This window comes from Clostridium sp. SM-530-WT-3G, from assembly GCF_012843905.1.
Lineage (GTDB): Bacteria > Bacillota > Clostridia > Clostridiales > Clostridiaceae > Clostridium.
The window spans coordinates 1-18,231 of sequence record NZ_JABAGC010000013.1 but is presented as its reverse complement, the minus strand read 5'-3'; the positions used below and the strand labels follow the sequence as shown (position 1 = coordinate 18,231).

Annotated in this window: 15 protein-coding genes; 12 read left to right on the top strand and 3 right to left on the bottom strand. The window is 29.5% G+C overall.

The features are described from left to right. Positions 1-93: 93 nt before the first annotated feature. The 4 genes from HF850_RS06930 to HF850_RS06915 all read left to right on the top strand — a co-directional run bounded on the left by HF850_RS06930 (position 94) and on the right by HF850_RS06915 (position 4,792). Positions 94-1,335 (top strand): NAD(P)-dependent oxidoreductase, encoded by a 1,242-nt coding sequence (locus HF850_RS06930; RefSeq protein ID WP_169104738.1) that lies wholly within the window; start codon positions 94-96, stop codon positions 1,333-1,335. Positions 1,336-1,427: 92 nt separating this feature from the next. After that, a complete protein-coding gene (locus HF850_RS06925) occupies positions 1,428-2,426 on the top strand; it encodes a LacI family DNA-binding transcriptional regulator (protein WP_169104737.1) in 999 nt (332 codons plus the stop codon). A 168-nt stretch (positions 2,427-2,594) separates the two neighbouring features. Then, positions 2,595-4,001 carry a glucuronate isomerase gene (uxaC, locus tag HF850_RS06920; protein ID WP_169104736.1) on the top strand — a complete coding sequence of 469 codons (1,407 nt, stop codon included), beginning with the start codon at positions 2,595-2,597 and terminating at the stop codon, positions 3,999-4,001. Between the two features lie 125 nt (positions 4,002-4,126). Further along, positions 4,127-4,792, top strand: coding sequence for a bifunctional 4-hydroxy-2-oxoglutarate aldolase/2-dehydro-3-deoxy-phosphogluconate aldolase (locus HF850_RS06915; RefSeq protein ID WP_169104735.1), 666 nt, complete (start codon positions 4,127-4,129; stop codon positions 4,790-4,792). Between the two features lie 68 nt (positions 4,793-4,860). On the opposite strand, the gene HF850_RS06910 is transcribed toward HF850_RS06915, so the two are convergent. After that, entirely contained in the window at positions 4,861-5,616 is a 756-nt protein-coding gene (locus HF850_RS06910) for a DMT family transporter (RefSeq protein WP_243159429.1), read from the bottom strand. A 343-nt stretch (positions 5,617-5,959) separates the two neighbouring features. Here HF850_RS06910 and HF850_RS06905 point away from each other — a divergent pair, with 343 nt between their 5' ends. From HF850_RS06905 to nifJ, 5 genes are all read left to right on the top strand, one after another. After that, positions 5,960-6,793 carry a pyridoxamine kinase gene (locus HF850_RS06905; RefSeq protein ID WP_169104734.1) on the top strand — a complete coding sequence of 278 codons (834 nt, stop codon included), beginning with the start codon at positions 5,960-5,962 and terminating at the stop codon, positions 6,791-6,793. A 183-nt stretch (positions 6,794-6,976) separates the two neighbouring features. After that, a complete protein-coding gene (locus HF850_RS06900) occupies positions 6,977-7,732 on the top strand; it encodes a DeoR/GlpR family DNA-binding transcription regulator (protein WP_169104733.1) in 756 nt (251 codons plus the stop codon). Further along, a complete protein-coding gene (gene pfkB, locus HF850_RS06895) occupies positions 7,725-8,627 on the top strand; it encodes a 1-phosphofructokinase (RefSeq protein WP_169104732.1) in 903 nt (300 codons plus the stop codon). Before HF850_RS06900 ends, pfkB begins: the two co-directional genes overlap by 8 nt. A gap of 107 nt (positions 8,628-8,734) precedes the next feature. Beyond that, positions 8,735-10,657 carry a PTS fructose transporter subunit IIABC gene (locus HF850_RS06890; protein WP_169104731.1) on the top strand — a complete coding sequence of 641 codons (1,923 nt, stop codon included), beginning with the start codon at positions 8,735-8,737 and terminating at the stop codon, positions 10,655-10,657. A gap of 371 nt (positions 10,658-11,028) precedes the next feature. After that, positions 11,029-14,544 (top strand): pyruvate:ferredoxin (flavodoxin) oxidoreductase, encoded by a 3,516-nt coding sequence (nifJ, locus tag HF850_RS06885; RefSeq protein WP_169104730.1) that lies wholly within the window; start codon positions 11,029-11,031, stop codon positions 14,542-14,544. A 160-nt stretch (positions 14,545-14,704) separates the two neighbouring features. Here nifJ and HF850_RS06880 read toward each other — a convergent pair whose 3' ends face one another. Beyond that, positions 14,705-14,953: a hypothetical protein gene (locus HF850_RS06880; protein ID WP_169104729.1), complete on the bottom strand. Its 249-nt coding sequence runs from the start codon at positions 14,951-14,953 to the stop codon at positions 14,705-14,707. Between the two features lie 413 nt (positions 14,954-15,366). Here HF850_RS06880 and HF850_RS06875 point away from each other — a divergent pair, with 413 nt between their 5' ends. Beyond that, a complete protein-coding gene (locus tag HF850_RS06875; RefSeq protein ID WP_169104728.1) occupies positions 15,367-15,672 on the top strand; it encodes a hypothetical protein in 306 nt (101 codons plus the stop codon). A 30-nt stretch (positions 15,673-15,702) separates the two neighbouring features. After that, a complete protein-coding gene (gene aat, locus HF850_RS06870) occupies positions 15,703-16,353 on the top strand; it encodes a leucyl/phenylalanyl-tRNA--protein transferase (RefSeq protein ID WP_169104727.1) in 651 nt (216 codons plus the stop codon). A 54-nt stretch (positions 16,354-16,407) separates the two neighbouring features. Here the strand turns inward: aat and HF850_RS06865 are convergent, their stop codons facing one another. After that, entirely contained in the window at positions 16,408-16,584 is a 177-nt protein-coding gene (locus tag HF850_RS06865) for a hypothetical protein (protein WP_169104726.1), read from the bottom strand. 178 nt (positions 16,585-16,762) lie between these two features. Between HF850_RS06865 and HF850_RS06860 the strand changes: the two genes are divergently transcribed. After that, positions 16,763-18,133, top strand: coding sequence for an MATE family efflux transporter (locus HF850_RS06860; protein WP_169104725.1), 1,371 nt, complete (start codon positions 16,763-16,765; stop codon positions 18,131-18,133). The last annotated feature ends 98 nt before the right edge of the window (positions 18,134-18,231 follow it).

The following is an 18,231-nucleotide window of genomic DNA, read 5'->3' as shown; positions in this document are numbered from 1 at the left end:
TAATTTCCTAACTTATACTGCAAATATTATATTTGAAAAAATGTTATAAATAGGTTAATATACTAATATATTGAAATAAAAAGGGGGATACAAATGTTAGATAATATAACATTATTAGAAGAAGCACAAAAATGTTTAGGATGCAAAAAACCTAGATGTAGAGAAAATTGTCCTATTGATACAGCAATACCAGAAGTGATTGCTTTATACAAGGAAGGAAGAATTGAGGAAGCAGGAAAGATATTATTTGAAAATAATCCTTTATCAGTTATTTGTTCTTTAGTATGTATACATGAAGATCAATGTAGGGGGAACTGTGTAAAGGGAATAAAAAGTGAGCCAGTTTATTTTCATAAGATTGAACATGAAATTTCATTAAAGTATCTAGAGGAAGCAAAATTTGAATTTGTTCCAAAGGATAAAGATAGAGTTGCCGTTATAGGTGGAGGTCCTGCTGGAATGACAATGGCATTTATTCTTGCTCAAAGAGGTTATAAAGTTACTATATTTGAGGCTCATAGTAAAATTGGTGGTGTACTTAGATACGGAATACCTGAGTATAGATTACCTAAAAAGATAATAGATAAAATTGAAGATAGATTAGTAGAACTTGGTGTAAGAATAAAACCTAATACTCTTATTGGACCTGTAGTTACATTAGATATGCTACTTGAAGACGGATATAAAGCTGCATTTATAGGTACTGGAGTATGGAATCCAAAAACACTTGATATACCTGGAGAAACATTAGGAAATGTTCACTATGCTATAGATTATTTAAAATCGCCTTTAGACTATAGATTAGGAAAGAGAGTTGCAGTAATAGGTGCCGGTAATGTAGCTATGGATGCAGCAAGAAGTGCAAAAAGATATGGTGCAGATGAAGTTATTGTATTCTATAGAAAAGGCTTTGAACAAATGAAAGCTACAAAACAAGAAATAAGTGAAGCAAAGGAAGATGGAGTTAAATTTGATTTATTTAAAGCACCTTTAAAAATCACTGATGAAGGAATAAAATTTGCATTAACTGAGAATATTACAGATGAAAATGGAAGAATTCAAACTAAGATATTAGAAGGTAAAGAAGAGTTCTATGAATGTGATTCTGTAATAATAGCAGTAAGCCAAAATCCTAAATCTAATATAGTTTCTAATACAACTGAACTTGATACTAATAAATGGGGACTTTTAATTACTGATGATAAAGGTAATACAACTAAAAAAGGAACATTTGCATCGGGAGATGTAGTAACTGGAGCTAAAACTGTTGTTGAAGCTGTAGCAAAAGCAAAAATTGTTGCAGATACAATTGATGAGTATTGCACTAACAATTAAGAGTAATTATATAAAGTAACAAAATATATTTTTTGCACAAAATGGTAATAATATGATAAAATATTATAATAAGCCAGAAGGAGTGTGAAAAAATGAGTGTTACTATAAAAGATATTGCAAAGCTTGCAAATGTGTCACATACGACAGTTTCTAGAGCATTAAATAATAGCCCTTATATTAACGAAGATACTAAAAACAAGATTAAAGCATTAGCAAAGGAACTTAATTATGTTCCTAATTATAATGCAAAAAGTTTAGTGCTTTTAAAATCTTACGTTATAGGGCTATTTTTTTCATCTATAAGTGAGGGAACATCTGATACGTTTTTTCACGAAATTGTTAAGGGTATAAATAAGGTTATAGATAAGGAATATAACTTAGTAATAAGAGGTATTGATCAGTATGATGATTCTCATCCTGTTGACAATAAAAATTTTGATGGAATTATTGTTGTAAGTCAGAGAAAAGAGGACGATGAGTTTATAAAGAAAATAATTGAAAAAAATATACCTATAGTTGTTATAAATAGAGTTGTTGATATAGATAATATTGTAAACATAGTAAATGATGATACTAAAGGGGCTTATGATGCAGTAAATTATTTTGTAAGAAATAATCATAAAAATATTGCATATATACAAGGTAATGATGGATTTGAATCAAGTGCTTATAGAAAAAAAGGATATATAAAAGCACTAGAAGATAATAATATTAAGGTTAATGAAGATTATATAATGACTGGTAAATATACACTTGATAGTGGGTATGATAATATGATGAAGCTATTAAGGTTATCTGAAAAACCAACAGCTGTTTTTTGTGCTAATGATGATATTGCAGTGGGGGCAATTAAAGCAGTCAGTGAAAGTGGGTTAAATGTTCCAGAAGATATATCTGTTATTGGATTTGATAATAGTAACTTTTGTAATTATGTTACGCCTACACTTACTAGTGTAAGAAAAGATGCATTTTTAATGAGTGAAATGGGAGGGATTAATTTATTAAATATAATACAGAATAAGCCTGCAAATAATGACCGTGTATATATAGAATCTACACTTGTTATTAGAAAATCAGTCAAGAAATTATAAGAAAATTTTTTGGCTATTATAAATTGTCTATGTTAACTGGAAAAATATTGAAAAAGCAAAAAAGTAATACTATAATATAGTTAGCTAATAGCTAAGCCTAAAGTGTTAACGTGAACAATAAATTAGGTATTTTTGTTCACGTTAACAGAATTTGAGAGGAGTATTGAAATGAAAAAATTTATGGATGAAAATTTTTTGCTGACAAATTCAATTTCAGAAAGATTATATCATGAATATTCAGAAAACATGCCTATAATAGATTATCATTGTCATATTGATCCAAAGGAAATACTTGAGGATAAAAAATTTAAAAATATTACGGAAGTATGGCTTTATGGAGACCATTATAAATGGAGGGCAATGAGAAGTAATGGAATAGATGAGAAGTATATTAAGGGAGAGGCTTCAGATTATGAAAAGTTTATGGCGTGGGCTAAGACCATATCAGTAGATATAGGGAATCCATTATATCATTGGACTCATTTAGAATTAAAAAAGTATTTTGGAATTAATGAAATATTAAATGAAAAAACAGCTCCTAAAATATGGGGAAAAGTAAACAAGATGCTATCAACAGAACAATTTACAGTAAGACAATTAATTAAAAAGTCTAATGTAAAGGTTATCTGTACTACGGATGATCCTATTGATTCATTAGAATATCATATAGCCTTAAAGAAAGATAGAAGTTTTGATGTTAAAGTATTGCCAGCATTTAGACCAGATAAAGCTTTGGGAATAAATAAAGATACATTTAAAGAATGGTTTAGAAGATTAGAGGAAGTTGTAGGAAGTAGAATTAAAACCTTTGATGAATATTTAAGTGCATTAAAATCAAGAGTTGAGTTTTTTCATAGTGTTGGATGTAGAGTTGCAGACAATGGTTTGGATTTTATTCCAAGAGGTGAAGCTGATATTAAAGAGCTAAGAGAAATATTTTCTAAACTACTGGAGTATGGACAAATTTCCTTTGAAGAAGAAAATAAAATGAGAGTTTATCTGTTGAGTTTTTTTAGTAAATTGTATCATAATTTGGGATGGGTGAATCAGTTGCACATAAATTGTATAAGAGATAATAATACTAGAATGTATAAAAAAGTAGGATCAGATACTGGTTTCGATGCTATTAATGATGGAGAGATAGCTATTTCATTATCAAGATTATTAAATGCAATGAATGAAGAAAATTCTTTACCTAAAACTATTATTTATAGCTTAAACCCTAATGATAATGCAGTAATAGGAACATTGATTGGATGCTTTCAGGGAGATGGGATAAGAGGAAAGATTCAGCAAGGATCTGCTTGGTGGTTTAATGATAATAAGTTAGGAATAGAACAGCAGATAAAATCATTAGCTAATCTAGGAATGTTAAGTACATTTGTAGGAATGCTTACGGATTCAAGAAGCTTTTTATCATATACTAGACATGAATATTTTAGAAGAATATTGTGTGATATTATTGGTCAATGGGTATATAATGGTGAATTACCAAATGATATAGATATGTTAGGGAAGATTGTATCTGATATCAGCTATAACAATGCTAAAAATTATTTTGATTTTGGATTGTAAAAAGCTAAGTAATATATCTCATTTTATATTATATAAATTTAAGACTAAGGAAAAAAGTATTGAAATAATTACTTTAAAAAATAAATTAAGTTCTAGATTAATATAAAATTATAGTGGGGTGCAGTATGAAAAGACACGAAATATTAAAAGGAATTATTGATGGTGGAGTAGTGGCTGTAATTAGAAGTGAATCAAAAGAACAGGGATTAAAAATTGTTGATTCAGTAGTAAAAGGCGGAATTAAAGTTCTTGAATTAACAATGACAGTTCCAAATCCTATAGAATTATTGAAAGAAGTTGCAGAACAATATAGAGATACAGATATTATTGTGGGAGCAGGTACTGTTTTAGATTCAGAAACTGCCAGAGCCTGTATTTTGGCAGGAGCTCAATTTATAGTTAGTCCAAGTTTGGATATTGATACATTAAAACTTTGTAATAGATATAAGGTTTGTGTCATGCCAGGAGTTATGACTGTTAAAGATGCAATAACTGCTATGGAGTATGGAGTTGACATTGTAAAAGTATTTCCTGCTGATCTTTATGGTCCTTCAGTTATAAAATCATTTAAAGGGCCTCTTCCACAAGGTGAGTTTATGCCGACTGGGGGAGTTACAGTTGAAAATTTACATGAATGGATTGAAGCAGGGGCTGTAGTTGTTGGCACAGGTGGAAGTTTGACAAAAGGAGCTAAAACTGGAGATTATGAAGCAGTGGAAAAGGAAGCAAAAAGGTTTATGACAGCATATAAAGAAGCTAAAGGTATAAAATGTTTTGAAATATATGAATAGTTATTTAGTAGTAAGAAGGACTTATTAAGATGTATCTTAGTGAGTCCTTCTTGAGTTACAGTATAGTATTAATTTATTTTATTCTTTAAAGATAAGAAATTTATTAATGATACTAAAATAATAATTAAATATCCTATTATAGAGAGGAAATCAGGATATTCATTGAAAATTAATATGCCATATATTGCTGAGGCTAGAAGGCCAGTATAGTCATACATTGCTATATTTGATGCAGGAGCATTTTTGTAGGCTAAAGTCAGAAATATCTGTCCAAAAGATATGCATAAACCTCCAAGAATCATATATACAATATTTGAAGTATGCAAAAGGATATCTTTCTCATTAATAATAAAAGGAATGCTGCTTATTATAGAAATAAAAATGTTATAAAAAATGATTGTAAAATTACTTTCAGCATCTCCAATTTTTCTTATCATTGTAAACGCAATACCTGCAAAAGTAGCACCTAAAAGTCCTATTAAAGCAGGAAAAATTTTTATAGATAAATTAGGTTTGATTACAAATAGTACACCTACAAAAGTGATTAATAGAAATATAATCTGCTTTTTTTCTACTGTATCTTTTAAGATGATAAATCCAAATATTGTTGCAAAAAAAGGACCAAGTTTAGATAAGAGAGTAGAATCAGATAAAATCAAATTGTCCAAAGTATAAAAAAGACTAAAAGCTGAAAGTGTACCACATATGCCTCTTGTTAAAAGATATTTAAAGTTTTCCTTTTTACCAATGAAAGAAATTTTATTTTTTATAATCACTGTGGAAATAATAATAAAGGCAGTAACATTGGATATAAAAGCTTTCATGTATAATTATATCTCGTTGGATAGCTTTCCAAATAAATTAAGAGTAGTAAATAAGATTGAAGCTATTATCATATAGATTATAGCTTTTAATCTTTTGCTCATAATCATATATTTTCCTCCAGTTTAGTTATAGTTGATAAAATTAGAATTTACATTAAAAAGATTTTTATACAGTGTATTAAGAAATTAAAATTAAAAAAATGTAAATAAATATATAAAAATATGAATTTCCAAACAAAAAAGTGTACAGTTGCTTAGTATTTACAGGTTAATATATAATTAATTTTATAAGTTTATATTTGATAATCAAATGAGAGTAAATATCTGAGAAAGAGGAGATTTTATGAAAAAGCCAATAAAAAGATTAGCAGTAATCCATGATTTGTGTGGAGTTGGAAAAGCTGCACTTACAAATATTATTCCGATTTTATCAGTAATGGAAATAGAACCATGCCCTATACCAACTGTAATACTTTCTACCCATACTGGAGGATTTGGGAAGCCTGTTATGGTGAAATTGGAGGATTATATAAGTGAAACTACTGATCATTACAGAGAATTAGGAATGAATTTTGAAGGGATTTTTGTAGGATATCTAGGAAGTATAAAAAATATAGATGAGTGCTTAAAACTATTAAAAAACTATAAAAATAGTAATTCACTCACATTAGTTGATCCCATTTTTGGAGATAACGGATGCTTGTATAGTAATTTTACAAAAGCTTATGTTGAAAGGATCAAAGAGCTTATTAAATTTGCGGATATAATAACTCCTAATTACACAGAAGCTTGTATTTTATGTGATATGCCTATATTAGAAAATTGTGATGAAAAGAATGTAGAGAATTTGTTTTACAAGTTAGGAGAGCTTGGAGCTAAAGATATTGTAATAACAAGTATTCCTTTAAGAGATAATATATTAGGAACAGGAATTTATAATCAAAAAAATAATTCAATAAAAATCATAAATAGCCAAAAACAAGAAAAAAGCTATCCTGGCACTGGAGATATTTTCACATCTGTTCTATTAGGGTTTATATTAAATGGAATGGAAATAGAAGAAAGTGCCTTGAAAGCATGTGAATTTGTAGAAAAGTGTATGAGAGTAAGTAGTTTGTATGATTATCCTGCTAAAGAAGGTGTTCTATTAGAAAAATGCCTAAAATATTTGTATTAGTTAAAAAATAAAATATATTATATATTTTTACCTGTTGTTTAATTGTTTTTATGTATATAAAAGTATTTTGTATTAACGATAATTATAATATTATTTAAAAAAATAAAAAATGATTTTTTTTGAACGAAAATGATTGATTCTTAAAGGATAATGATTTATTATTATATCAGAGGAGTGGTGATAATGTTTACAGAGGAGAGATTTAATATCATTCTTCAAGAATTAAAAACTAAAGGGATTGTTTCTGTTACAGAATTAGTGAAACTTTTAGATGCATCAGAATCTACTGTAAGAAGAGATTTAAATGCACTTCATAATGATGGTTTGCTAAAAAAAATTCATGGAGGAGCAATTTCAATAGGAGATAATGCTTCAAAGCATGATTATAAAGTAAATGTGAGAAAGAATCTCAATATTGAAGAGAAAAAAAGTATTGCTAAAAAGGCTGCATCTCTAATACATGAAAACGAAATTGTATATTTAGATGCTGGTACTACGACAGAATTTATGATTAATTATATTGAAGTAAAAAATATATTAGTTGTTACAAATGGAATAGTGCATGCAAAAAAACTTTTAGAAAAAGGAATAAAAACATTTATTTTGGGTGGAGAAGTAAAAGCAGTCACGGAAGCTATTGTTGGAAACAATGCTGTAGAGGATTTGAAAAAGTATAATTTTTCAAAAGGGTTCTTTGGAACAAATGGAGTTAGTAATAAAAGTGGATATACAACTCCAGATGTTGATGAGGCAATGGTTAAATGTGAGGCTATAAAAAGATGTAGTGAATCCTATGTACTTGCAGATGAATCAAAATTAGAACAAATAAGTTTTATAACATTTGGAAGCATAAGTGATTCAGCATTAATAACAAATAAATCTGATCAAAATGATTATAATTATGATACTAAAGTAATAGGAGTGGAAGAAAATGATTAATACTATAACTTTAAATCCTTCTTTAGATTATGTAGTTAAAGTAGATAATTTTAAAGCAGATGAATTAAATAGAAGTAATGAGGAAATGATTTATGCTGGAGGAAAAGGTATAAATGTTTCAATAGTGCTTAAAAATTTAGGTGTTGATAATACAGCACTAGGATACATAGCAGGTTTTACTGGAGATGAAATATTAAGACAAGTTAAAGAGCATAATGTTAATTGTGATTTTGTTAAATTAAAAGATGGAATGTCTAGAATTAATGTGAAACTTAAGAGTAATGGTGAAACAGAAATTAATGGTTCTGGTCCAGATATTACAGAAAATGACTTAAAGGCTCTTTATGAAAAAGTAAGTAAGCTTGGTAAAGGTGATTTCTTAATTCTTTCAGGAAGTATTCCAAAGAGTGTACCTGATGATATTTATGAAAGAATAATGGAAAGCCTTTTAGATAGAGGTGTGGAATTTATAGTAGATGCTACTAAGGATTTATTATTAAATGTACTAAAATATAAACCATTTTTAATAAAACCAAATCATCATGAATTAGCAGAAATATTTAATGTTGAGTTAAAGAGTGATGAAGATATAATAACATATGCTAGAAAGCTTCAAGAAATGGGAGCAAAAAATGTTCTTATATCAATGGCTGGAGATGGAGCTATTTTACTACCTGAAAATGGAGAACCAATTAAGAGATCTGTTCCAAAAGGAACTCTTAAAAATTCAGTAGGTGCAGGAGATTCTATGGTAGCTGGATTCTTATGTGGATACTTGAAAAATAAGGATTTAGATGAAGCATTTAAAATGGGAATAGCAACAGGAAGTGCAAGTGCATTTTCAGAAGAGTTAGCCACAAAAGAAGAAGTTGAAAATTTATTAAAACAATTATAATAATTTTAGAATAAAAAGAGTATTGTCAGTACTTAAGTATATAAGAGTATAAGGCAATCTTAATATTCAGTATAATTATTTATATTGTATAGTTGGGAGTGATATATATGAAAATTGTTGACTTATTACATAAGCAAGGTATGAATTTGGATATTAAACCAACATCTAAAGCACAATGTATTGATGAATTAGTTGATTTAATGGACAAAACAGGAAACTTAAATGATAAAGAAGAATATAAGAAAGCAATACTTGCTAGAGAAGAATTAAGTACAACAGGTATTGGAGATGGAATTGCAATTCCTCACGGCAAAACTAAAGCAGTAAAACGAGCATCTTTAGCTGCCGCAGTTTGTAAAGATGGTGTAGATTACGATGCGCTAGATGGTGCACCAGTTCATCTTTTCTTTATGATAGCAGTTCCAGATAATAGCGATAACTTACACTTAGAAGTATTAGCTAGACTTTCTACCATATTAATGGATGAAGATTTTAGAAAGAAATTAATTGCATGTACAGATAAAGATGAATTTTTAAGGTTAATTGATGAAAAAGAAAGTGAAAAATTCCCGGATGAGCCAAAGGAAGAAGAAAAATCTGAAAGTGGATCTTATAGAGTTTTAGCAGTTACTGCATGTCCAACAGGTATTGCTCATACTTATATGGCTGCAGAAAGTCTTGAAAAGAAAGCTAAAGAGATGGGAGTATCTATAAAGGTTGAAACTAATGGTTCAGGAGGAGCTAAGAATGTTTTAACTAAAGAAGAAATTGAAAAAGCAGAATGTATTATAGTTGCAGCTGATAAAAATGTTGAAATGGCTAGATTTGATGGAAAGAAAGTTATTAAGACAAAAGTTGCAGATGGAATTCATAAAGCAGAAGAATTAATAACTAGAGCTATAAATGGAGATGCACCTATATATCATCATGCAGGTGGAAGTGATGAACCTCAAGAAAGTGGTGATGGTGAAAGCTTTGGACGTCAACTATATAAACATTTAATGAATGGTGTTTCTTATATGTTACCATTTGTTATTGGTGGAGGTATATTAATTGCGTTATCATTCCTTGTTGATAAATACAGTATTGATCCAAGTAATTTTGGTAGAAATACACCAATTGCTGCTTTATTAAATAATATTGGTAATACAGCATTTGGATTTATGCTTCCTGTTTTAGCTGGATTTATTGCTATGAGTATTGCTGATAGACCAGGTCTTGCAGTTGGATTTGTAGGTGGTGCTTTAGCAAATTACGGTACTACTTTTGCAAGTGCTTTTGATCCAAATATTCCAGTTGTAAGTGGTGGTTTCTTAGGTGCTTTATTTGCAGGTTTTGTAGGTGGTTATTTAGTACGTGGATTAAAGAAATTATTTGATTTATTACCTGATACATTAGATGGTATAAAACCAACTTTATTATATCCTTTATTCGGAATAGGAATAATGGGATTGATTATGATAATGATTAATCCATTCTTTGGTGCAATTAATTTAGGTATTACTGGATTCCTTAACTCAATGGGTGACACAAGTAAAATTCTTTTAGGTATTATTGTTGCAGGTATGATGGCAATTGATATGGGTGGTCCTTTCAACAAGGCAGCATATGTATTCGGTACAGCATCTCTTGCTAGTGGAAACTTTGAAATTATGGCAGCAGTTATGGCTGGTGGAATGGTTCCACCTCTTGCAATAGCTTTAGCTACAACTTTCTTTGGAAATAGATTTACTGAAAGCGAAAGAAAATCTGGTTTAACAAACTATATAATGGGATTATCATTTATAACTGAAGGTGCAATACCATTTGCAGCAGCAGACCCATTAAGAGTTATTCCTTCTTGTGTAATTGGTTCAGCAATAGCTGGTGCACTATCTATGTTATTTAACTGTACTTTAATGGCTCCTCACGGTGGAATATTTGTAGTTCCTGTTGTAGGAAATCCATTAATGTATCTTTTATCAATAGCAATAGGTTCTGTTGTAGGAATGATTATGCTTGCTATTTTAAAAAAGCCAATTAAAAAATAATATAAGTTAATTTATAAAAAAAGTGTTGATTGAAATTTCAGTCAGCACTTTTTTGTTACTAATAATAAATATATTTTAATATAAATAAGAGCAATCATAAAAGAATTATTAAAAAGCTAAATACATACATAACTAATATTGAATTTGAACATACTAAAATTATAAGTGCTATAGCTAATAAATATACAATGCTACTTAATTATTTAAAGATTGTGCGCTAGTAATTATTTTGATTACTATAATTTAATGTGATTCTTAATAAAATATTTTTTTATCTGTTTAGACTAATATTAGTTTAAGTGTAGCATTATATATTTAAGCTGTAGCCAAATAAAAGAGCATAATGCAGACTAGAAAAAGAGGGAAGATAAATGAGAAAAACTAAGACAATGGATGGTAATACTGCAGCAGCATATGTATCATATGCATTTACTGAAGTATCAACCATTTATCCAATAACTCCATCATCACCTATGGCTGAACATGTTGATGAGTGGGTGGCTAAAGGCAAGAAAAATATATTTGGCCAGACTGTAAAGGTTGTAGAAATGCAGTCTGAAGCAGGAGCTGCTGGAGCACTTCATGGTTCACTTCAAAGTGGAGCGCTCACTACAACTTACACAGCATCTCAAGGTCTACTACTTATGATACCTAATATGTATAAAATAGCAGGTGAATTGCTTCCATGTGTAATTCATGTTGCAGCAAGAGCCTTAGCAACATCATCATTAAATATATTTGGAGATCATCAAGATGTAATGGCAGCAAGAGCCACTGGTTTCGCAATGCTTTGCGAAGATAATGTTCAAGAGGTTATGGATTTAAGTGCAGTAGCACATCTTTCAACAATTAAATCAAAAATTCCATTTATGAATTTCTTTGATGGCTTTAGAACATCTCATGAAATTCAAAAGGTTGAAGTATTTGAAGATGAAGAACTTGCAAATTTAGTTGATTATAAAGCTATTGAAGAATTTAGAAATAGAGCACTTAATCCTGATCATCCAGTAACAAGAGGTACTGCTCAAAATCCTGATATATATTTTCAGACAAGAGAAGCTGTAAATAGGCATTATGAAAAGGTGCCAGAAATAGTTGAAGAATATATGGCTGAAATAACAAAGCTTACAGGAAGAGAGTATCATTGCTTTGATTATTATGGTGCACCAGATGCTGACAGAATTATAATTGCAATGGGAGCAGTTAATGATGTTATATCTGAAACTGTAGATTATTTAAATGAAAATAAACAAAAAGTTGGTCTAATAAGAGTAAGATTATTTAGACCATTTTCTACAGAAAGACTTCTTAAAGCAATACCAAAGACAGTGAAAAAGATTGCTGTATTAGATAGAACAAAGGAACCAGGAAGTATAGGAGAACCTTTATATTTAGATGTTGTAAAAGCTTTTTATAACAAAGAAGATGCACCATGTATAGTTGGAGGAAGATTTGGTCTAGGTTCTAAGGACCCATTACCTAATGATATTGCTGCTGTATATGATAATTTAGCACAAGAGAATCCAAAGGATGGTTTTACAATTGGAATTGTGGATGATGTAACAAATACATCATTAAGACCACTTGATGATATTGATATAACTCCAACTGGAATTACTTCTTGTAAATTCTGGGGACTTGGTTCTGATGGTACAGTAGGAGCTAACAAGTCAGCTATAAAGATAATTGGTGACCATACTGATATGTACGCTCAAGGATATTTCGAATATGATTCAAGAAAATCTGGGGGAATCACACTATCATATTTGAGGTTTGGAAAAAATATTATTAGATCAAGATATCCAATTGCTAGAGCAGACTTTATTGCATGTCATAATCAGTCTTATGTATACAAATATGATGTCATAAAAGGATTAAAGAAAAATGGAGTATTCTTATTAAATACAATATGGACTCCAGAAGAATTAGACAATAGATTGCCAGCATCCCTTAAGAGATATATAGCAGAAAATGATATAAACTTTTATACTTTGAATGCAGTAAAAATTGCTCAAGAAGTAGGGCTTGGTGGAAGAATAAATATGATTATGCAGGCTGCATTCTTTAAGCTAGCTAATATTATACCAATAGAGGATGCTATTAAATATTTAAAAGAAGCTGTTGTTACTTCTTATGGTAAAAAAGGTGAAAACATTGTAAAGATGAATCATGATGCTATAGATAGAGGTATAGATGGCATAGTAAAAATAGATATTAAAACAGAATGGAAAAATGCAGTAGACGACGATGAAAGCTTTGTAAATACATATCCAGAGTTTGTTAAAAATATAGTAAGACCTATGAATAGACTTGAAGGCGATTCTCTTCCTGTATCAGCATTTGTTGAAGCAGGAATGGAAGATGGTACCTTCATGCATGGAACTACAAGATATGAAAAGAGAGGTATTGCAGTCAATGTTCCAGAATGGATTCCTGAAAAGTGTATTCAATGTAATCAGTGTTCATATGTATGTCCACATGCAACTATACGACCATTCTTATTAACTGAGGAAGAAAAATCTCATGCGCCAGAAGGATTTAAATCCCTAGATCCAAAAGGAATAAAATATGATGAGCAGCTACATTTCAGTATAGGAGTATCACCACTTGATTGTACTGGATGTGGAAACTGCGTTGAAACATGTCCTGCTCCAGGAAAGGCTTTAGTAATGAAGCCACAAGACAGTCAACATAAACAAATTGAAGTTTGGAATTATACTATAGAAAAAGTTGAACGTAAAAATCCTATGAAGAAAACAACAGTTAAAGGAAGCCAATTTGAAATTCCATTATTAGAATATAATGGAGCATGTGCAGGATGCGGAGAAACACCATATGCAAAACTTGTAACACAGTTATTTGGAGATAGGATGATGATAGCTAATGCTACTGGATGTTCTTCAATATGGGCGGCAAGTACTCCATCATCTGCATATTGTAAAAATCCTGAAGGTCATGGACCTGCATGGGCCAATTCTTTGTTTGAAGATAATGCAGAATTTGGTCTTGGTATGCATTTAGGTGTTAAGACAATAAGAGATAGAATAGCTAAAAATGTTGAAATGGCATTAAATGAAGATATAGATGATGATACTAAAGCTGTACTTGAAGAATGGCTTGCTAAGATGAATGATTCAGAATGTTCTAGAGAAAGAGCTGAAAGAGTTATTGCAGCACTTGAAGAAGATAACAGTGAAATTGCTAAAATAATTTTAAATGATAAGAACTTCTTGGTTAAGAGATCGCAATGGATATTTGGTGGAGACGGCTGGGCATATGATATTGGATATGGAGGATTAGATCAAGTTTTAGCATCGAATGAAAATGTAAATATTTTGGTGTTTGATACAGAAATATATTCAAATACAGGTGGTCAAAGTTCTAAGTCAACTCCTACAGGTGCTGTAGCTAAATTTGCTGCAAGTGGTAAGAGAACAAAGAAGAAAGATCTTGGATTAATGGCAATGACATACGGATATGTTTATGTAGCTCAGATAGCAATGGGAGCAGATAAGAATCAAGCCATTAAAGCTATTTTAGAAGCTGAAAATTATGATGGTCCATCACTTATAATAGCATATGCACCATGTATAAATCATGGAATTAAAATGGGAATGTCAAATTCACAAGCTGAAGAAAGAAAGGCTGTAGAATGTGGCTATTGGCACTTATATAGATACAATCCAGAACTTAAGGAAAGTGGAAATCCATTTACATTAGACAGCAAAGATCCTAAGAGTGATTTTAAGGATTTCTTAATGGGAGAAGTAAGATATGCTTCATTAGCAAAAGCATTCCCAGAAGAAGCAGAAAAATTATTTGAAAAGAGTGCATTTGATGCAAATGAAAGATTAAATACATATAAGAAATTAGCAGGAAAAGAATAAAATTGACTGACTAGTAAAAACAATAAAAACTCCTAAATTATGATAACATTAATTTAGGAGTTTTTTATTTAAAACATTTATAATTAAAAATCTTATAATTCTTATGATTTTATTCTTAATATTGTAATTTAGATTGACTAAATATAAAAATTACACGTTATTAGAAAAGTAAGAAAGGAAGTAGAAGGTTGTTATTATAGAAACCATTAAAACCATAGTTATATGGATAATTATATCCGTATAAGTTGTAAGCATTGTATCCATAGAAATTATTATATGGATTTCCTATATAATAGTTGTTTGGAATATATCCGTAATAGTTATTTGGAGCATATCCATAGAAATTATTATTATAGCCGTAAGCATTATTACAAGGTCTACAGCATGATTTTTTACAACAATGTGACATATTAAAATCTCCTTTATAATCTTTTTTGTTAATCTAATATTTATCTTTTGTAAATCAATTTATTATCTTTTGTATTTAATGTGTTTTTTCTTAGAGTTTATTATGATTTTTAATCTTTAAACTGTTTTAATTTAATCATTTGTTTTTTGGAGGATTTTCTTTGGTTAATTACTTAGTTATCATCTTTTGTTTTTCTTTATAGTGTAATATATTCACCATAACTAAAAAGTGTTACATGGTTATGTAAAATATTTAATTAATTTTTATTGTTAAGGGTGTAGAAAAATCCTATATATAGTAAATTCTCAAATTAGTTAAGATAGTATAATAAATAAAAATTTTAAATATGAAAAGTATGATAAAATAGGAGTTGTATATAATAAAAAATAATTTAAGGTTAAGAGGAAAAGAAAATGGAATGGTTTTGTGCAGTTTTTAATACAGATAAAGTGAGTAGTGCAGCAGGCGCACAGGTTTTATATGAAAGATTATGCGAAGGTGAAGATTCTCTTGTTGGAGATATTGTGGATATAATTGATGGATTTTACAGTGAACTTATGGTAAGAACATCATGTGTTAAGTGCAATAAATTTAAAGGATATGTGATAATTGGATGTGAATTTAAAAATGCACAATATATAAATGATTTAGTTATGGAGCTGGCTAAGAAGCATGGATTATCTTTTTATGAACCACAGAATATGACTTATCAATATTAATAGTTTATAACAAAGGAAGAAGGTGTATTTATGGCAGTATATCAATTACCTGATGAACTTGTATTTCCTAATCCTGAATTAAGTGATGAAGATGGTCTTTTAGCAGTTGGGGGAGATTTATCTATAGAAAGACTTGTTCTTGCATACTCTAATGGTATTTTTCCATGGTATAGCAAGGGAGAGCCTATACTATGGTGGTGTCCAAAACCTAGATTTGTACTAATGCCTCAAGATATTAAAATATCAAAATCTATGAAAAAAATAATGCGAAAAGGTGAGTTTCAGGTTACTTTTAACAATGATTTTGAAGGAGTTATTGAAAACTGTAAGTCCATGAGAGAAAATGAAGAGGGAACTTGGATTACTGACGAAATGAAAAAGGCTTATATAAATTTATATAAAGAAGGATATGCTCTAAGTGTTGAAACATATTTAAATGGCGAACTTGTAGGTGGACTTTATGGGGTAGTGCTTGGGCGATGTTATTTCGGCGAGAGCATGTTTTCAAAAGTGAGCAATGCTTCAAAAGCAGCTTTGATTACCCTTGCACAAAAATTACAGGAGCTTGGTTTTAAATTTATAGACTGTCAGGTATATACTCCACATCTAGAATCTATGGGAGCTAAGATGGTTGAGTGGGATAAATTTAAAGCTATGATTAATAAAGGGCTAAGAAGTTAAGGTTAATTTAATAATAAAGTGATTAAAAAACCGTATCTTTGTGATACGGTCTTTTTAGAATATTTCAGCATTATTATTATTATTATTATTATCTACATTTGTATTATCAGGGGATGAATTATTTGCTGGATTATAAACATGAGTATCTGTAACCATACTGTCTATTGTATCCTTGATTTTTTGCTGCATTCTGTTAAAATCATCATTTTCAGAGTTCAATTGATCGTACATAATATCACTTCCATATTTAAATATTTAATATTAGTATTAGTATTACCCTTTTATATATTACTAATGTATTCAAAAAAATAAATAATATTCAAACTAATATTATGGTATAATTACTTTGTGGATAAAAGTTACATAATTTGTATTTTTTAAAAATAAGATGATAAAGGATTGGTGGTAAGTGGTTGAGTGTAAAGTAGATTTAATTAAGGGAAATATATTAAAATCTTTAATAATTTTTGCAATACCTATTTTTATTTCGAACATATTTCAGCAGTTATACAATACTGTTGACACTATGATTGTAGGAAATTTCTTAGGTGATGTTTCTTTAGCAGCTATTGGAGCATGTGCAGCAATATATGAATTATTGATAGGATTTGCAATAGGAGTAGGGAATGGTTTAAGTATAGTTACAGCTAGATGTTATGGAAAGAATGATAATGATCTTTTAAAAAAATCTGTAGCAGGTTCTATAGTAATAGGTATTTTTATAACAATCAGCATAATGATAATATCTAAATTATTTTTATTCCCATTATTACAATTATTAAATACTCCCCAAAATATAATAGAAGAATCCTATTCGTATATTTCTATGGTTACGTTATTTGTAGGAGTTATGTTTATATATAATTTGTGCGCAGGACTTTTACGGGCTATTGGAAATAGTTTTATGCCATTAATTTTTTTGATTATATCGTCTATACTTAATGTATTTTTAGATATATTATTTATTACTGAATTTAACATGGGAATAAGAGGGGCAGCAGCAGCTACTGTGATTGCACAGGGGGGTTCAGCAATATTATGCATTGTATATATATTTAAAAAAGCGCATATTTTAATTCCTAGTAAAAAGCATTTTGCGATTGATAAGGATTTATATTCTGAATTAATTGGTCAGGGATTATCTATGGGGATGATGCTATGTATAGTTTCAACAGGAACTGTAATATTACAGACAGCTATTAATAATTTAGGTCATTTAGTTATTGCAGGACATACTGCCGCTCGTAAATTAAGTGCATTTTGTATGATGCCAGCTGGAACTATAGCTTTATCTGTTTCGACATTTGTTTCACAAAATAAAGGAGCAGGTGAGGGAACTAGAATAAGAAAGGCCATAAAATATGCTAATATTTTAGCAGTTTTATGGGGGATTGTAATTTCAATAATTTTAATGTTTACATCCCAATATATTGTAAGATTATTATCAGGTTCTAATGAAGCAGTAGTAATTGAAAATGGATCAAAGTATTTAATTTATAATGCACCTTTTTATGGAGTGTTGGGAATATTATTAAATTTGAGAAATGCACTTCAAGGATTAGGTAAAAAAGTTATACCTCTTATCTCAAGTGTTATTGAGTTCTTTGGAAAAATAATATTTGTAATATTATTTATTCCTAGTTTAGAATACTTTGGAGTTATTATATGTGAACCTGTTATATGGTGTTTTATGTGTATACAACTTTGCTTTTCATTTTACAAAAACCCATATATACGAGAGTGTAAATATAGGGAGGAAAATATTCTTGCCAAACTATAAAAAGTGAATTGTACTTAATGTACTAGACTTGTGCAGTAAATAGGAAAAATTTAAGCTACTAGTCCTAATTTGGAAATAGTAGACTCTAGACTAATCCC